Annotated in this window: 20 protein-coding genes; 3 read left to right on the top strand and 17 right to left on the bottom strand. The window is 68.9% G+C overall.

Annotation, left to right across the window (positions count from 1 at the left end; all coding sequences use genetic code 11):
- Positions 1 to 17: 17 nt before the first annotated feature.
- From K1J60_RS30335 to K1J60_RS30305, 7 genes are all read right to left on the bottom strand, one after another.
- Complete coding sequence (locus K1J60_RS30335) at positions 18 to 929, bottom strand: endonuclease/exonuclease/phosphatase family protein (RefSeq protein WP_220648979.1); 912 nt, start codon at positions 927 to 929, stop codon at positions 18 to 20.
- Positions 930 to 980: 51 nt separating this feature from the next.
- Positions 981 to 1,910 carry an endonuclease/exonuclease/phosphatase family protein gene (locus tag K1J60_RS30330; protein ID WP_259407985.1) on the bottom strand — a complete coding sequence of 310 codons (930 nt, stop codon included), beginning with the start codon at positions 1,908 to 1,910 and terminating at the stop codon, positions 981 to 983.
- Positions 1,911 to 1,975: 65 nt separating this feature from the next.
- Positions 1,976 to 2,623, bottom strand: coding sequence for a hypothetical protein (locus K1J60_RS30325; RefSeq protein WP_220648978.1), 648 nt, complete (start codon positions 2,621 to 2,623; stop codon positions 1,976 to 1,978).
- Positions 2,620 to 2,820, bottom strand: a complete 201-nt coding sequence (locus K1J60_RS30320; RefSeq protein ID WP_220648977.1) for a DUF5999 family protein — start codon at positions 2,818 to 2,820, stop codon at positions 2,620 to 2,622. The genes K1J60_RS30325 and K1J60_RS30320 overlap by 4 nt, the downstream gene beginning before the upstream one ends.
- Before the next feature lie 51 nt (positions 2,821 to 2,871).
- Complete coding sequence (locus tag K1J60_RS30315; protein WP_220648976.1) at positions 2,872 to 3,330, bottom strand: DUF6302 family protein; 459 nt, start codon at positions 3,328 to 3,330, stop codon at positions 2,872 to 2,874.
- On the bottom strand, positions 3,327 to 3,722 hold the full coding sequence (locus K1J60_RS30310; protein ID WP_220648975.1) for a DUF6415 family natural product biosynthesis protein: 396 nt from the start codon (positions 3,720 to 3,722) through the stop codon (positions 3,327 to 3,329). Before K1J60_RS30310 ends, K1J60_RS30315 begins: the two co-directional genes overlap by 4 nt.
- The gene (locus tag K1J60_RS30305) at positions 3,716 to 4,237 is read right to left on the bottom strand and encodes a hypothetical protein (protein WP_220648974.1); all 522 of its coding nucleotides are present in this window, start codon (positions 4,235 to 4,237) and stop codon (positions 3,716 to 3,718) included. The genes K1J60_RS30310 and K1J60_RS30305 overlap by 7 nt, the downstream gene beginning before the upstream one ends.
- Before the next feature lie 365 nt (positions 4,238 to 4,602).
- On the opposite strand from K1J60_RS30305, the gene K1J60_RS30300 reads away from it, so the two are divergent.
- Positions 4,603 to 5,934: a hypothetical protein gene (locus K1J60_RS30300; protein ID WP_220648973.1), complete on the top strand. Its 1,332-nt coding sequence runs from the start codon at positions 4,603 to 4,605 to the stop codon at positions 5,932 to 5,934.
- 12 nt (positions 5,935 to 5,946) lie between these two features.
- Here the strand turns inward: K1J60_RS30300 and K1J60_RS30295 are convergent, their stop codons facing one another.
- The 6 genes from K1J60_RS30295 to K1J60_RS30270 all read right to left on the bottom strand — a co-directional run bounded on the left by K1J60_RS30295 (position 5,947) and on the right by K1J60_RS30270 (position 10,997).
- Complete coding sequence (locus K1J60_RS30295; RefSeq protein ID WP_220648972.1) at positions 5,947 to 6,978, bottom strand: NAD-dependent epimerase/dehydratase family protein; 1,032 nt, start codon at positions 6,976 to 6,978, stop codon at positions 5,947 to 5,949.
- A 100-nt stretch (positions 6,979 to 7,078) separates the two neighbouring features.
- A complete protein-coding gene (locus tag K1J60_RS30290; RefSeq protein ID WP_220648971.1) occupies positions 7,079 to 7,504 on the bottom strand; it encodes a DUF6233 domain-containing protein in 426 nt (141 codons plus the stop codon).
- Positions 7,505 to 7,540: 36 nt separating this feature from the next.
- Complete coding sequence (locus K1J60_RS30285) at positions 7,541 to 7,756, bottom strand: hypothetical protein (RefSeq protein WP_220648970.1); 216 nt, start codon at positions 7,754 to 7,756, stop codon at positions 7,541 to 7,543.
- Between the two features lie 170 nt (positions 7,757 to 7,926).
- Complete coding sequence (locus K1J60_RS30280) at positions 7,927 to 9,126, bottom strand: MFS transporter (RefSeq protein WP_220648969.1); 1,200 nt, start codon at positions 9,124 to 9,126, stop codon at positions 7,927 to 7,929.
- Between the two features lie 7 nt (positions 9,127 to 9,133).
- The gene (locus tag K1J60_RS30275; protein WP_220648968.1) at positions 9,134 to 9,601 is read right to left on the bottom strand and encodes an ArsI/CadI family heavy metal resistance metalloenzyme; all 468 of its coding nucleotides are present in this window, start codon (positions 9,599 to 9,601) and stop codon (positions 9,134 to 9,136) included.
- Positions 9,602 to 9,629: 28 nt separating this feature from the next.
- Entirely contained in the window at positions 9,630 to 10,997 is a 1,368-nt protein-coding gene (locus K1J60_RS30270; RefSeq protein WP_220648967.1) for an NAD(P)-binding domain-containing protein, read from the bottom strand.
- A gap of 108 nt (positions 10,998 to 11,105) precedes the next feature.
- Here K1J60_RS30270 and K1J60_RS30265 point away from each other — a divergent pair, with 108 nt between their 5' ends.
- Both K1J60_RS30265 and K1J60_RS30260 read left to right on the top strand, forming a co-directional pair.
- Positions 11,106 to 12,161 carry a flavin-containing monooxygenase gene (locus tag K1J60_RS30265; protein ID WP_220648966.1) on the top strand — a complete coding sequence of 352 codons (1,056 nt, stop codon included), beginning with the start codon at positions 11,106 to 11,108 and terminating at the stop codon, positions 12,159 to 12,161.
- A 47-nt stretch (positions 12,162 to 12,208) separates the two neighbouring features.
- Positions 12,209 to 12,586, top strand: coding sequence for an ArsR/SmtB family transcription factor (locus K1J60_RS30260; RefSeq protein ID WP_220648965.1), 378 nt, complete (start codon positions 12,209 to 12,211; stop codon positions 12,584 to 12,586).
- 136 nt (positions 12,587 to 12,722) lie between these two features.
- On the opposite strand, the gene K1J60_RS30255 is transcribed toward K1J60_RS30260, so the two are convergent.
- The 4 genes from K1J60_RS30255 to K1J60_RS30240 are packed head-to-tail and all read right to left on the bottom strand — an operon-like array spanning position 12,723 to position 15,446.
- Entirely contained in the window at positions 12,723 to 13,784 is a 1,062-nt protein-coding gene (locus tag K1J60_RS30255; RefSeq protein ID WP_220648964.1) for an ArsO family NAD(P)H-dependent flavin-containing monooxygenase, read from the bottom strand.
- Positions 13,781 to 14,032 carry a DUF2180 family protein gene (locus K1J60_RS30250; RefSeq protein WP_220648963.1) on the bottom strand — a complete coding sequence of 84 codons (252 nt, stop codon included), beginning with the start codon at positions 14,030 to 14,032 and terminating at the stop codon, positions 13,781 to 13,783. Before K1J60_RS30250 ends, K1J60_RS30255 begins: the two co-directional genes overlap by 4 nt.
- The gene (arsB, locus tag K1J60_RS30245) at positions 14,032 to 15,141 is read right to left on the bottom strand and encodes an ACR3 family arsenite efflux transporter (protein WP_220648962.1); all 1,110 of its coding nucleotides are present in this window, start codon (positions 15,139 to 15,141) and stop codon (positions 14,032 to 14,034) included. Before arsB ends, K1J60_RS30250 begins: the two co-directional genes overlap by 1 nt.
- Positions 15,138 to 15,446, bottom strand: coding sequence for an ArsR/SmtB family transcription factor (locus K1J60_RS30240; RefSeq protein ID WP_220648961.1), 309 nt, complete (start codon positions 15,444 to 15,446; stop codon positions 15,138 to 15,140). Before K1J60_RS30240 ends, arsB begins: the two co-directional genes overlap by 4 nt.
- Positions 15,447 to 15,516: the final 70 nt, after the last annotated feature.

The raw sequence follows: 15,516 nt of genomic DNA, 5'->3' as shown, positions 1-15,516 counted from the left end.
TGTCGGTGGGATCTGAATCAGACAGCTCGGGCGATCGTCTGGTGATTGAGGACGTCCGAGATGCAGTCGGCATCGAGGGTGACGCGGACGATGTGGTGGTCCGACACGTCTTCGGGCACCTCAACCACGTCCACACCGGTCACCGCGGTCAGCAGGTCAGTAGTGCCGTAGACACGGTCGACGCGGGAGTCCGGGCCGTGCGTCGCACAGGCATTGACCGTCCGAGACACCGCCCTCTTGTCTCCGCGTCTCGCTGTTGCCCAATAGCGGGCCACGTCCTCCAAGCCCGCGGTGCGAAGCGCCTCGTCCGGGCGGGTATCCATCACCCGTGTGCCGCCCGCTCCCACGTACGAGCGATGCAACCTATGGGGCCTGTCGTCTATCTGCTCAAGTACCGGCAGCGCCGGATCGCCCTCGACGCCAGGAACCGGATAGCTGTTGTTGTCACCAGCAGCCAGGCACGGCATCCGTACGGTCTCGCCCTGCGGCGCGGTCCACTTCTTGTCGGCCCAGGTCGAAACCCATTCCGACTCGGCCACCCGGTTTGTACCGGACGCGTAGTTGAGGTGGTAGGAGACCAGGGCGAGCGGCATCGCTTCGTCCCCGGCAGGCAGGTAGCGCATGATCAGTGCTGTGGGCGGCAGCACCCACATGGGGGCGGCCTTGTCCCACTCCCGCACCGGCCGGAATACGCGCGGATCGGCGAAGACGGCGGTGCACGACTCGGGTCCGAGCCAGCCTCGCAGGCCGAGCACGTGCTCCAGCTCGTAAAGGATCGTGTTGCCGTTGGCATCCGCTCCCCACATCTCCTGGCGGAACACGATCTGAGGATTGAGGGAGACCAACAGCTCGTGTGCCTTCAGGCGCTTCGCCGGGTCGTTCCCGCCGTTGTTCTCGAAGTTCCAGGACAACAGAGTGATCTCGCTCATCGGTTCCTCTCTTCGTTGCGGCACTGCCGTGGCATCGCTGTCTGTCCCGGCTCAGGCGGCGACTGCCGGATCTACGGACAGGGCACGACGCAGCGCCGAGAGACTGAAGGTGGCGACCACCGGGGGGTGATCGGACGCCTCGATCACCTCATCGGTGACGACGACCTCCAGCCCCGTCAGGGCTCCGGCAACCTGCGCTGTCGCATACAGCCGGTCGATCCGCTGCCTCGTCCCCTGGTCCGTGCGCCACAACGACGCAGTCGGTTCGAGAGCTCCCTCCAGGCCGAGTTCGGTCGCGGCGTAGTACCCCAATTCCACGAAGACGGGCGGTCGTCCCTCGTATTCGCCCGAGAGGATCTCGTCCGGCAGCGTGTCGGAGACCCGCTTGCCGTCCCGCTCGATCGTGCGCGCCTCGAAGTGAGCCCGGTCCTTGATCTGGCTCCAGTCGGGCAGCGGATGCCCGCTGCTCAGCCGGTGCGAGTACGAGTTCATGTCGCCCCCGACGATCGCCGCCATGCCCGGCCGGCCCAGCGTGGCCACTCGCTTCGCCTCGCTCGCCCGCGTGGCGGGGTCGAAGGAGCACAGATGGACCGACGCCAGACTCAGCTTCTTCAAAGCGCCCTTGAGCCGGACCACGGGGTTGCATACCGGGTGCCACATCCCGGTGCGGTGCTCGAAGAACTCGGTCGGCTGGCACAGGTCTCGGTCCACATAGACGCCGGTCGGGTTGGCGGACTCGGGGGTCGCGCTGGCAAGGAAAGCCGCGTGGCCGCCGAGCCGGGCGGACTCCGCCCAGACCGCGCGCCCACCGAACATGTCCGCGCGGGTCAGCTCCTGGCGGAGAAGCACGTGCGGCCGGAGGGTGGCAAGAACGTCCATGGCCAGATGCCATCGCGCGTCGTCACCGCTGTTGCTGATGCCGTTGTGCTCAACGTTCCACGTGACCACGCGGAATTCGTCGTCCTCGGGCGGCTTGATCAAGAGAGGTTCTCCCTCGGGAGTCGGAGTTGTTGGGCATTCCCCGCCTGCCAACTTGGCGGGGCCGTCTAGGCGGCGGGCGCGAGATCGTCGAGGTCGATGACCGTGAAGGCCCGCAGGGTGCGGACGAGTTGGGAGGCCAGGAACCAGCGCAGGTTGGGGCTGCCGTACGGGAGGGGTGTGTCGTCGCCTGCCAGGGCCTGCACACCGCTGCTGCTCCACTGATAGGGGGTGCCGATGACGCCAAAGAGCGGTGCGCTCTGCACCATCAGGGCGACGTGTCCCTCCCGGACGAGGTTGGGGCACAGCTTGGATGCGGCGCGCGCGTGCTTCAGACAGACCGGAGGCTGTGCGGTGCGGACGGTGGCTCCTGGCCCGGGAACGGTGCCGCTCTCCAGGAACAAGTACCCGTCGGGGGTCTTGGTCGGTCCAACACAGACCTGGCAGAGGAGGTTCATCATCGTGTGCCGCTGCCGGGCAGGGTGCACGAGTCGCCACTGCGGCGGTCCCTCCGGCATCCCGTCACGGCCTATCGACTGCGAGGTCCGGGCCCAGAGAGTGTCGCGGACATCCCGATCGTCTCGGCTCTCGTCCCAGTAGGAGAGGCGGGAGCGGCCGTCGGCGCCAAAACTCGCGCGCAGCGCCAGAAAGGAATCAGCCTCTTCACCCTCGCGGGCAGTGATGTACGGGACCAGGCGGCTGGCGGTGGCGGTCATGCGGCTGCTCCCGTCGGCACGGCGGGACGGTGGGGAGCGATGACCCGGCCGTCCGGCAGCAACTCGCCGGTGTCCGCGAAGAGCAGCACTCCATTGCAGAGCAGCGTCCAGCCCAGCACGTCATCCCGCAGGACGGTCTTGGCCGCCTCGCGGTCGGACGCCTCAGCGGCGGGGCATGGGGGATCGTGCCGACACATGGGTGCTCTTCCTCTCGAATCTGCTCGTACGGGGTAGGGCCCTCTTCGACGTCACAGCCCCGCGGGGGAACGGGTGGACGTCGAAGAGGGAGTCGGGGGTCTGCGCGCGGTGGAGCGGAGGAACTTGGAGATCGCGGCGTCGCTGTAGCCGTAGAAGCGACCGCGAGCCACGTCGTCCTCGGCCGGTGGTGCATCGCCCCACTCGACCAGGAGGCTGACGTCACGATCCGGCGACCAACGAAGCCGCGGCTGAATGAAGCCCGGTCGGCCTTCGAGAACGTCGCACACTGCGAGGCCGATGAGCACGTTATGTACGGGGAAGTAGCCACCACGGCGCGGACCGCCGACCGGCACCGCCAGGAATGGCATCCGGAGGGCGCGGACGGCGACACTCTGCTCCAGCACGCAAGGGTGCGCGAGCCGGGCGCGGTAGTAGTCGTAGTCGTACGCTTCCGCCGCGGGCAGGGCGGTTGCGGTCGGCAGGATCGGAGTTCCGGCGGCAGTCGTCATGCGGCGTCCTTGAGGTGCCCGGTCTTGGACAGGAGTTCCACCAGCTCGCTGGTGACCCACCCCAGGCGGCGGAGGTGGCCGAGCGCCATCCAGTAGTTGCCGGGCAGTTCCACGGAACGCAGGGTCCGGGCCCGCGCGATCAGCACGGCTGCTTCCTTGTCCTCGTCCACGAGACCGGCCACAGCGATGGTGACGATCTGCATGAGGGCACCGCGTAGGCGCTGGGCGAGTTCTTCGAGCTCGTCGTCCAGAGGTGCCTGGCAGTCCAGGACGCTGGCTAAGGCGTCGAAGGTCGCGTCCCAGTCGAGCGGTTCCCAGTCCCGGAGCTTGGCTACGAGGCGGACCATGGTGTCGGCCGTCGTGCTCGCGGAGCCTCCGCACGGCATCAACATGCGGCTCCACCTGCCTCGGAGGAGTGCGAGAAGAGGCGTAGGGCACCGCTCAGGAAGGGCCCAACCACGTCGGTGTTGTGGAGCTTCACCGGCACCCGCTCGCTACGTCTCCACGGCGGCGTGTCCCAGCGTGCCCCGACCGTCGGCGGCAGGATCATGCGAGCGGCGTCCCCTGCGGCGACTTCGACACCACCGAGTGCCGCTACGCGGTGGCCACTGCCGGCCTCGACCAAGAAGATGCCCCTCTCGCCGCTCAGCAGGCAGGGCACTGAAAGCTCCTTCCGTTCGAGCCTGATCAGCGCCTCCGTGGCCGCTCTGTACGGGATCGATACGGCGTCGAAGGAAGAGCACGACGCGAGCAAGACGGTGTTCGGGTTGGAGGTGAAGGCGTCCTCCAGCTCGCCCGGTTGGACCGGGTCAGAGCCGACGAAGAGGGTCCACCCGAGCAGATCGACGTACGCGTGAACCAGCGCGGACCGGTCGCGCGTTCTCGGAGGCCATACCGAGGTCGTCATCAACGTGCCCTCCAGGAGCCGCGTAGTACCGATCGGACGCTGGCGGCCCTCCGTGGACTGGCGATGAGTGCCTGTCGCACCCGGTCCTCGGTCAGGCTGCTTCGGATCGCTGGGAAGCGTCACAGAACGTGCTGGCGCAAATTCAGCCTGGTAAGGATTGCGCCGTTGCTGCGGCGCACGCCATAACACTGGGGTGTCGCTGAGGCACCGTCAGAAGGTGTCAAGTGCCGCCCAGATACCACTTGGGCACCATCACCACGGAATGGTGTTAGGGGATGCCGCTGAGGGGTGATCATCGGCTAGGCAGGGGACACACCACCCGACGCCACTCGGCGGCCGGGGGGGGAAGGGCGGGAGAGCACCCCATGACAGAAGCGACGCTCCTTCGGCGGCTCATGGACGAGCGGCATTGGACATACGACGACTTCAATCGGATCTACAAGGGCGTAGCAGAAGACCTGTACACAGAGACAGGCGATGCTGTCCTGCGGGGCGCCGAAGTCGCTGAGATGACCTATCGGAGATGGACCGCAGGCAAGGTCCAGACACCCGCCCGGCCTGCCCCCCAAGTCTTAGCGCGCATGTTCCCCGACTACACAATCCGGGAGTTGCTCGCTCCACCTGGCGAGGCGACGGGGCCCACCACAGAACAACGAACGCTCAACGAAGGTGAACTCGCAATGACTGCTCGGGATGCCGCCGCACACGCCGGCGCCGCAGCCTCCCAGGCCGTGCCCGACATCAGCATGGATCAGCTCGAAGAAGACGTCGTGACTATCGCGCAGACCTACGGCCGCACACCGCCTTTCGAGGTGTACCGCAGGGCAAAGGAACTGCTCGCCGTCGCACAGGAGATGCTCGACCGCACTCAGATGCCCCGCCAACGCCAGCGCGCATATCTGAACGCGGGTCAGGCTGCGGCGATTCTCGGCTCAGCCTGCTTCGACCTGGGCGCACTCGGCCCATCTGCCCAGCTCGCTCGTACAGCCGCGTTGTATGGGCAGGTCATCGAGCATGGTCCTCTTCAGGCATTCGCACATGGCGCACTGGCGCTACGCGCCTACTGGGAGGGCCGTCCCAGCGAAGCGGTTCGTCTGGTCCACACCGCACAGCGTTTCTCTGGACTCGGCGACACCGCTGTGACGCGGCTCGCGGTTATCGAAGGCCGGGCCTACGGCCACCTTGGTAACGGTGACGCTGCCGCTCAGGCAATCCGTCGCTCGTTGGAGGCCGACACGGGTCGCCGTGACGAAATGCACGACGACATTGGTGGCGAGTTCGGCTTTCCGCCGGATCGAGTCGCGATGAGTAATGCCACTACATACCTCCTCCTCCGTAACGCCGAAGGCGCCGAGGAAGCTGCGGATCAGGCTCTGTCTCTGCTAAGCGCCCAGCCTCCCGAGCGCCGACCAGTGCTGATCACTTCCCAGGCGGGAGTCGATCTCGCGGGCGCGCGTCTGCTGCGCCGCGAACTGGACGGAGCGGTCGAAGCTCTTGAGCCGGTCTTCCAGCTACCAGCCGAGTGGCGGGGGGCAGGGGTCGTCGAACGGATCAGCGCAGTACGCAGTGAACTCACGCACACGGACTTCCAAACCTCACCACAGGCGGCCTCGTTGGGCGAACGGATCGAGCATTTCTGCCGCATCGCTGCTCCCCAACAACTCGGGGCCGCTGCTCGGCTCGCCATTGAGGGGTAGGAGGTCGCAGGCTCAGCGGCCGAGTGCAGCGAGGATCTTCGCTTCCTTGGTGGGATCGATACCGTGCTCGGCCCAGCGGGGATGTTCCACCGGCATTCCACCGCTTTGCATCCATCGCCAGGTGTCGGCCACGGTTTTGGCCAGCGGACGGCAGCTCAGGCCAGCAGCGTATGCACCACTGGAGTCAATGCGCCACACGCCAGCGTGAGTGCGCCACAGCGGCAGTTCTGTCCATTGCCGCACCTTGTGCTCGATGAGTAGTTCATCAGGAGCCCACACCAGGCTTCCGGGAGCACCCGTTGTTTCCAGGCACGCGGTAAGGAATCCCCCCATAGTCTCTCGCCCCACCGGTGCGGTGACGTTGAAAGTCCCGCCAGAGCTGGCCTCAGCACGGTCGAGCGCGAAGGCCGCAACGTCCCGTACGTCGACGGGCTGGATCGTCTTTTCGGGAGTTCCCGGAGCGACGATCTTCCCGCCGCGCGCTGCGCGGGTCAGCCACCAAGGCAGGCGTCCCACATACTCCCCCGGGCCGAGGATCACGCCCGGTCGCATGATCGTCGTGCCGCCCTGTCCGAGTACGGCAAGCACGGCTCGCTCCGTGCCAGCTTTCTGACGGCCATAATGCAGGTCAGGTCCGTCCCAGCCCTCAGGCATCTTCCCGTACTCGCTATCAGCGTCCGGCGGTCCGTCAAGAACCGGCGAGGACTCTGTCAGTGGCTCGTCGGGCCATCCCTGGTAGGCAGAGACCGTCGAGACGTACACGTACTGCCCGGCTACATCCTTCAACGCCGTTGCGCCCGCCAGGACATCGCGCGGCGCAAGCGACGAGGCGGAAGTATCCACCACGGCGTCCCACGGGCCGTGCTCCGCAAGTCGCTGCAGGTCGCCGGGGTTCATGCGGTCGCCATGCACCGCTGCGGTACCAGCGACAGCCTGGCCAGAGAGCCCGCGGTTGAAGGTGGTCACTTGCCAATTCCGTTGCAGCGCGCCTTCGACAACTGCCCTGCCCAGAAACCAAGTACCGCCCAACACGAGAATCCTCATGTCTCGATCCTGCCTGCCCAGCGGCCTCTTGCGCCACCTTCCCTTCCGCCGAGCCGCAGCGGGCAGGGTGCCGCAGCAGCCAGTCCGGGCCCCGTCCAACTCAGTCCAGATCGATACCGAGTTCGGTGTCAGGGCGACAGAATCCGCATGCCTGCACCATCGGGTCGAACAGCGCCGCGCGGGCGTCGTGCGCGGTGATCGGATGCGTCGGGCCGGCGTTCCGACAGTCGTCGGTGTGGATGCGGGCTGGCTCGGGCCCGATCGCCCTGGGCTGCCGCTCCACGGCGAAGCCTGTCGCATTCAGCCCCCGCCGGCCCCCTGCGAAGGCGGGAAGGGCATCTGGGCTCTCTTGGGGCGTCTGGGCAGGCTGAGCCGCTGCCGGACCTTCGTTACGAGCCAGCGCCTTGGAGACGGCATCGTGCTGAAGCCGTAGGTAGACGCCCACGGTCTCGTTGTCAGTGATCTGCTCGTCGAGGTACCGCAGGATCGCCCGGAGGCGAGGTGTATCAGGCGGTAGCGCGGACACGGCCTGCACCGCTGACCACGTCAATGCCCCTCATCTTCAGCTCCCTTCTTCCCGTCCGACACCCCGCAGCTGCTGCCATGCTGCCGGAGTCCGGCCGCCACGCTCCGTCCAGTAGGGGTGGAAGAACACCGCGGTCGACAGCTGGTACAAGCGGCGCCGCAGCCCTGTTTGGCCGGGCTGGTCGGCAAGCTGACGGTAGGCGGAGATCCACTCCTGCTGTGCCTGAACGAGGTCGTCGGGAAACGGTCGCATGAGCGGATTCAAGCATGTGTTCGATTTTTTGCGCCACTGAGGGCTCGAGGGCGGGGCTGGTGGCATGAGATCAAGTTATGGACAGGCTTTGCTCCTGTCCGTTGTCCATCGCGGCAGCTGGCCAGCAGGTGCCGACTCGTCTGTCCGCCCCCCAATTTCAGTGATCTTCGTCAGCTCCCCAGCACGAGGAGGGCCGCTGCGGCGGAGGCCAGGGCGAGCACGGCGAACAGGCTCGGATAGCCACCGAGCGGTCCGGCAAGCGCGGCTCCCGCGAACGGAGCCAAGGCAGATGCAATGGTGGCAGGCGCGGCCAGCAGCCCGGAGAGACGTCCGTAGTCCGTGGTTCCCCAACGGTCGGTGACAGCAGTGGCCTGCAGCAGGGTGAGGTTGCCGCGCACCATGCCGGCTGCGACCGCGATGCCCACGAGCAGGGGGAAGGGGCCGGAGACCATCGCGAACGCAGCAGTCGTTGTCCCGCCGAGCATGATCAGGGCAACAGTGCGGGTAGTGACGCCGGTGCGGCTGGCGAGCGCCGCGTACAGGGTGCGGCCGAGGGTCTGTCCTGCGCCGCCCAGGCCGAGAGCCCAGGCGGCGGCGGTGGGGCTCGCGCCGCGTGCGATCAGGAGGGGCACGAGGGCGATGACGACCGCGTACATGGCGAAGCTGTTCAGCGTGAGCGCGGCGGCGAGCATCAGGAACGGCCGACTGCGGGTCACCGCCCCGCTGGGGGCATCCCGTTGGGAGGGCGACGCCGGTGCGGGCGGCCAACGTCCCCGTAGCGCGAAGGCGTGAGCGGGGATGGTGACGAGGGCCAAGATCAGCGCGAGGATGGCGTACGTGCTGCGCCAGCTCAAGTGCTCGGCGAGCGTGGCGGTCAGCGGGGCGAAGGCGGTGGAGGCCAGGCCGCCGGCGAGGGTGACGATGGTGAGGGCGCGGATGCGGTCGCTGCCCCACCAGCGGGTGAGGGCGGCGAAGGCGGGCTGGTAGAAGGTGGCGGCCATGGCCACACCGGCCAGGAGCCACGCGGCGGTGAAGGCGATCAGGTTGGGCGCGGAGGCGATGGCGAGCACGGCGATGACGCCCAGGACGGAACCGGTGGTCATCACAGCGCGAGGGCCTTGGCGGTCGAGGACGCGGCCGACGGGTATGCCGGTGACGGCGGAGATCAGCAGCGCGCCCGAGAAAGCGGCCGTCGTGGCACTGGACGACCAGCCCGTGGAGGCGGTGATCTGCGGATTGAGCACGGGGAAGGCGTAGTAGACGATTCCCCAGCTGGTGATCTGGGTGGCGCACAGGGCGGGCAGCGCGGCGCGGGGCCGTGACCGGACCCCCGTCCCGGTCACGGCCCCGCTGGCGCGGACGTCGGTCATCGGCGGGTCAGCAGCAGCCGCCCGCGGCGACCGGTTCCTTCGCGCCGGTGTCGGCCTCGGCCGTGCCGGTGCAGCAGGTGCTGCCCTGCTGTTTGGCCAGGGAGTCGGCGTCGGCCTTGACGACGTACACCTCCCAGGGCTCCTGGCCGGGTCCGTGGACCCAGACCTTGTCCTGGAGGGCGTAGCAACAGGTGGTGTCGTTCTCCACGTCGGTGGCCAGGCCGGCCTCGCCCAGGCGGGCGGTGGCGGCGTGGACCGCCTCGGTCGTCTCGACCTCGACGCCGAGGTGATCCATGCGCGTTGCCTCGTCCGCGGTGCCTTCGATGAGGACGAGCTTGAGCGGGGGCTCGGTGATGGCGAAGTTGGCGTAGCCGTCGCGGAGTTTGGCGGGCTCGGTGCCGAAGAGTTTCGTGTAGAAGGCGATGGACGCGGCGAGGTCGGGGACGCGCAGGGCGAGCTGTACGCGGGCTGTCATGGCGAACCTCCTTGGGTGGGTGGGGTGTTCAGCAGCCGCCGGAGGTTGTGGCCGGGGCGCCGATGCCGATCTGGAGGGTGGCGGGGGCGGCGCAGCAGCCGCCGCCGTCGCTGCTCTGGGCGGCGTCGGGGTCGTCGAACAGGCCCGCGCCGCCGCATACACCGGTCTCCGGCAGGGTCAGCTCGACGCGCTCGGCGGCCTCCTGGTCGCCGGCGATCGCCGCCGTGATGGAGCGGACCTGCTCGTAGCCGGTCATCGCGAGGAACGTGGGCGCACGACCGTAGGACTTCATGCCCACCAGGTAGACGCCCTGCTCCGGGTGTGAGAGCTCGTTCACGCCGTGCGGGTAGACCGTGCCGCAAGAGTGGACGTTCGGGTCGATCAGCGGGGCCAGCGCGGTGGGTGCCTGGAGGCGCTCGTCGAGACCGAGGCGGAGTTCGGAGAGGAAGGACAGATCCGGACGGAAGCCGGTCAGGACGATGGCCTCGTCGACCGGGTCCAGGCGACGGCCGTCCTCGGCGACGAGGATGAGCCGGTCGCCGTCGCGCTCCACGGACTGAGTACGGAAGCCGGTGACCGCGCTCGCGTGGCCGGCCTCGACGGCCGCCTTGGCGCGCAGCCCCAGGGCGCCGCGCGCGGGCAGCTCGTCCGCCTCGCCACCGCCGTAGGTGCTCGCGCCGATGCCCCGGCGCAGGATCCACGCGGTGTGGGTCCCGTCTTCCTCCTTGGCCAGGTCGGCGAGGTAGGCGAGGGCGGTGAAGGCGGAGGCACCGGAGCCGATCACGGCGGTGCGCTTGCCCGCGTACCGGGCGCGTACGGCCGGGTCGCCCAGGTCGGGGACCTGGTAGGAGATGCGGTCGGCGGCGGTCTTCTCGCCGAGGGCGGGCAGGCCGTCGGCGCCCATCGGGCTGGGGGTGGACCAGGTGCCGGAGGCGTCGATGACGGCGCGGGCGGTGATCCGCTCCTCGCGGCCGTCGGCGAGCTGGATGTGGACGGTGAAGGGCTGCTCGTCGCGGCCGGAGTCGACGATGCGGTCCCGGCCCGCGCGGGCGACGCCGGTGACCGTGGCGCCGTAGCGGACCTTGTCGCCGAGGACGTCAGCGAGCGGCTGCAGGTACTTCCCGGCCCAGTCGCCGCCGGTGGGGTAGGCGGCGCCGTCCGGGCGGACCCAGCCGGTGGGGGCGAGGAGCTTCTCGGCCGCCGGGTCGGTGACCTCGGCCCAGGGGGAGAACAGCCGCACGTGCGACCAGGCCCGTACGGCGGTGCCGGCTGACGGCCCGGCCTCTAGGACGAGCAGTTCGAGGCCGCGCTCGATGAGGCGGGCGGCGGCGGCCAGGCCGATCGGGCCGGCTCCGACGACCACGACGGGCAGCTGGTCGGTGGTGGGCGCGTTCACAAGATTCCCCTTTGCTTCGACATTCGTCGATGGCTTGCGCGACCCAGCATTGCACCTGTATTGATAAGCGTCAACATAGACATTCATCAAATTCAGGGGGTAGGGATCGTGGAACAGGTCGATGTCACGGTGATCGGTGGTGGCCAGTCCGGGCTGGCCGCCGCGCACGCCCTTCACGGGCAGGGGCTTCAGCCGGTGGTACTGGAGGCGTCGGAGCGGGCGGCAGGGTCGTGGCCGCACTACTACGACAGCCTCACCCTCTTCTCGCCGGCCCGGTACAGCTCCCTGCCCGGCCTGCCGTTCGGCGGCGACCCGGACCACTACCCGCACCGCGACGAGGTCATCGCTTATCTACTGCGTTGCGCTGACCGGCTGGACGCCGAGATCCGCACCCGGACACGGGTACGTGAAGTCCGCCTCGAAGGCGGCACGTTCACACTGGACCTGGAGGGCGGTGGGCAGCTGGCGGCGCGCGCCGTGATCGCGGCGACCGGCGCCTTCGGCCACCCCCACCAGCCGGACCTTCCGGGGCTGGATACCTACACCGGAACCTTGCTGCACGCCGCCGACTACCGCGCGCCCGAGCCGTTCGACGGGCAGCGGGTCGTGGTCGTCGGCGCCGGGAACTCCGCGGTGCAGATCGCCGCCGAGCTCGCCGGGCGGGCTCGGGTGACGCTCGCGGTGCGGCATCCGGTGCGGTTCGCCCGGCAGCGCATCCTGGGCCGGGACCTGCACTGGTGGCTGGCCCGCAGCGGGCTCGACACGCTGCCCGCCGGCCGGTTCCTTTCCGCGCCGCCGACCCAGCTGGTCATCGACGACGGCCGCTACCGGGCCGCCGTCACCTCCGGACGACCAGACCGGCGCCCGGTGTTCACCGGGATCGACGGCACCAAGGTCACCTGGGCCGACGGAAGCACGGAGGAGGTGGACGCCATCGCGCTGGCCACCGGCTACCGCCCCGACCTGGGCTACCTCTCCCCGCTAGGCGCCCTCGATGTCACAGGGCACCCTCGCCACCGGGAGGGGATGTCACTGACGCACGCAGGGCTAGCGTACGTCGGGCTGGAGTGGCAGCGCAGCCTGTCGTCGAACTCCCTGCGCGGGGTCGGAAGGGATGCAGCCCGGGCTGCGCAGCGCATCGCCGCCTACCTGACCCGCGCCTGAGGCCGTCCGCCTCGCCCCACTGGTTCGACATGTGTCAACATAGATGCATGTCGAATACGAAGGTGCTGCCGCTGCTGGACCCTGGCCCCAGCGAGGCTGCGGCGCCGTGCTGCCCGCCGCTCACCGAGCGCCCGTTCACGGCGGAGGAGGCCGAGACTGCCGCGCGAATGTTCAAGGCGCTCGGCGACCCGGTACGACTGCGACTGTTCTCCGCCGTGGCCTCGCACGAGGGCGGTGAGGCGTGCGTGTGCGACATCTCCGACGTCGGCGTCTCGCAGCCGACCGTTTCCCATCACCTGAAGAAGCTCAAGGAGGCCGGGCTGCTCACCTCCGAGCGGCGCGGCACCTGGGTGTACTACCGGGTCGAGCCGTCGGTGCTTGCCGCGATGGGCAAGCTGCTGACCATCGCCCCGGCCGCGGTCTGAACCGTGAACGCCCGCGCCCCCATAGCGCCAGCGACGTGATTGTCCGCTTCCGCTGACGACGCGGGGCCGTTCCTGCAGACGGCCCGACACACGAGCCGCTGCCGCTGGGTCCGGGGGTCCTCGGGCCGGTCGGGTCCTACGCGAGTAGGCCGGCGATGTCGCGGGCGGCTTCGCGGGCAGGACGCCCGACGCCGATGAGGGTGGCGGAGGCGGGGCCGGTCCAGTCGCCGTAGCCGAGCAGGTGCACCCTCGGCTCGTCCACGGCCCGCGTTCCCTCGGTGGCGATGTGGCCGCGAACCCCGCGCAGTCCCAGCGATGCCAGGTGGGAGAGCGCCGGGCGGAAGCCGGTGCACCAGATGACCGCGTCGGCCGGCGCCCGCGTGCCGTCGGCCCAGAGGACTCCGTCGCGGTCGAGGCGTACGAACATGGGTGCCGCCTTCAGCCGTCCGGCGTCGCGGGCCTCCCGTACGGGCGGTACGGCGACGATGTCGCCCAGGGACGCGACGCCTCCCGTGTCGGTGCGGCCCTCTTCGAGGGCGCGGCGGCGGGCGGTGGCCGCGTCGAAGAGGGCGCGGCCGTCGATGTCGTCGGCGAGGAAGCGGGGCGGACGCTGGGTCACCCAGGTCAGCTCCGTCTCGTACGCCAAGTCGGCGGCGATCTGCGCGCCGGAGTTGCCGCCGCCGACCACGACGACCCGCTGTCCGGCGAAGTCGTGTGGGCTGCGGTACTCGACGGTGTGCAGCTGTCGCCCGCGGAAGTCCGCCCGGCCGGGGACGGCGGGCAGGAAGGGGCGCCACCAGGTGCCGGTGGCGCTGATGACGGCCCGGGTTCGCCAGACGCCCGCGTCCGTCTCGGCACGCAGGAACTCACCGTCATGGTGGACCCCGGTGACGCGTACGGGGCGGTGCACCGGAAGGTCGTAACGGCGCTCGTACTCGGTCAGGTAGCCGACCACATGGCCTGCGTCCGGGTACGTCTGCCCCGCCTGTAGCGGCATCGGACGACCCGGCAGGGACGAGTACGCGGCCGGGGAGAACAGGCGCAGCGAGTCCCAGGCGTGCCGCCAGGCGCCGCCCGGCGTGGACTGGGCGTCGAGGATGACGAAGTCCACACCGAGGCGGCGCAGGTGGTAGCCGGCGGCGAGCCCGGCCTGGCCGCCGCCGATCACCACCACCTGCGTACGGCTGCCGCCGGTCACGGGGTCCGGGCGGTGTTGGCGGACTGGGGGCAGCAATCGGCGTGCGCCTGGTGGGCCGCGGAGCAGGTCCGGCACAGCAGCCGTCGTACGGGCGGGTCGATGGTGACCGCACGGTTGATCGGCTTGGTGCAGGTCAGGGACTGCTGCCCCACCTGGACGTGCTGGGCACAGGCAGCTGCCCCGCACTGGCGGCAGATGCCGATCGCCGGTGTCTGCCGTCCACCGCTGTAACAGTCCAGGCAGTGCATCAGCCCTCCTGCCGTGCCGGTGTGAGCTGCTGGGCGGCGCTGAACTTCCGCCGCCAGGCCAGGGAGACGTACACCAGCGCCACCAGGACGGGGACCTCGATGAGCGGGCCGACGACGCCGGACAGGGCCTGGCCGGAGGTGACGCCGAAGGTGGCGATGGCGACCGCGATCGCCAGTTCGAAGTTGTTGCCGGCCGCGGTGAAGGCGAGGGTGGCGGTGCGGTCGTAGGCGAGGCCGATGACCTTGCCGAGGGCGAAGGTGCCGAACCACATGATCGCGAAGTACACCAGCAGCGGCAGCGCGATGCGGGCCACGTCGAGGGGCTGCGAGGTGATCGTCTTCCCCTGCAGGGCGAAGAGGATGACGATCGTGAAGAGCAGTCCGTACAAGGCCCAGGGGCCGATCTTCGGAAGGAAGTTGGACTCGTACTTCTCCTGGCCGAGCTTCTTCTCGCCGATGCGTCGGGTGAGGAACCCGGCCAGCAGCGGGATGCCGAGGAAGATGACGACGTTCAGGGCGATCTTCCACATGGAGATGTCGAGGTGCTCGCCGTCGCCCAGGTTGAGCCAGCCGGGCAGGATGTCGAGGTAGAACCAGCCGAGCAGGCCGAACGCCAGAACCTGGAAGACCGAGTTCAGCGCGACCAGGACGGCCGCGGCCTCGCGGTCGCCGCAGGCGAGGTCGTTCCAGATGATGACCATGGCGATGCAGCGGGCCAGGCCGACGATGATCAGGCCGGTGCGGTACTCGGGCAGGTCCGGCAGGAAGATCCAGGCCAGTGCGAACATCACCGCTGGGCCGACGATCCAGTTGATGACCAGCGACGAGACCATGAGCTTGCGGTCGCCGGTGACGGCGTCGAGCTTGTCGTAACGGACCTTGGCCAGGACCGGATACATCATGATCAGCAGTCCGACGGCGATCGGCAGGGAGATGCCTCCGATCTCGACCTTGGCGAGGGCGTCGTTCAGGCCGGGGATGAGCCTGCCCAGGCCGAGACCGAGGGCCATGGCGAGCAGGATCCATACGGCGAGGAAGCGGTCGAGCGTCGACAGCTTCGCGACGACCGAGGACTCCTCGGTGGTCGCGGCTGTTTCGGTGGGGGTCACGGGCAGGCCCTCTTGTTCTCGGCGGCATTGCGAGCGGATTCGGCCAGATCAGCGAACTGGCCTGCGAGCTGGGCGATGACGTCCGGGCGCAGCCGGTAGTACGTGTACCGGCCGCACGGTTCTGTCTCGACAACCCCGGCCTCGCGCAGCACTCTCAGGTGGTTGGAGACGTTGGTCTGCTTCGCACCGGTCTCTTCGATCAGGTGCGTGGAGCAGAGCGTCTCCTTGGCGAGGAGGGTGACGATCTGGAGGCGGAGCGGGTCGGCGAGGACTCGCATCAGATCAGTGTCGACTGACGTCATCATGGACTGATACTCTCACATCAGTGGTGGCTGACACCACCGGGTGCTGAAGTCATTCGCGCCTGATGCCGTC

Source organism: Streptomyces akebiae, assembly GCF_019599145.1.
Lineage (GTDB): Bacteria > Actinomycetota > Actinomycetes > Streptomycetales > Streptomycetaceae > Streptomyces > Streptomyces akebiae.
The sequence above is the reverse complement of the archived record's forward strand: the minus strand, read 5'-3'. Positions and strand labels throughout refer to the sequence as shown.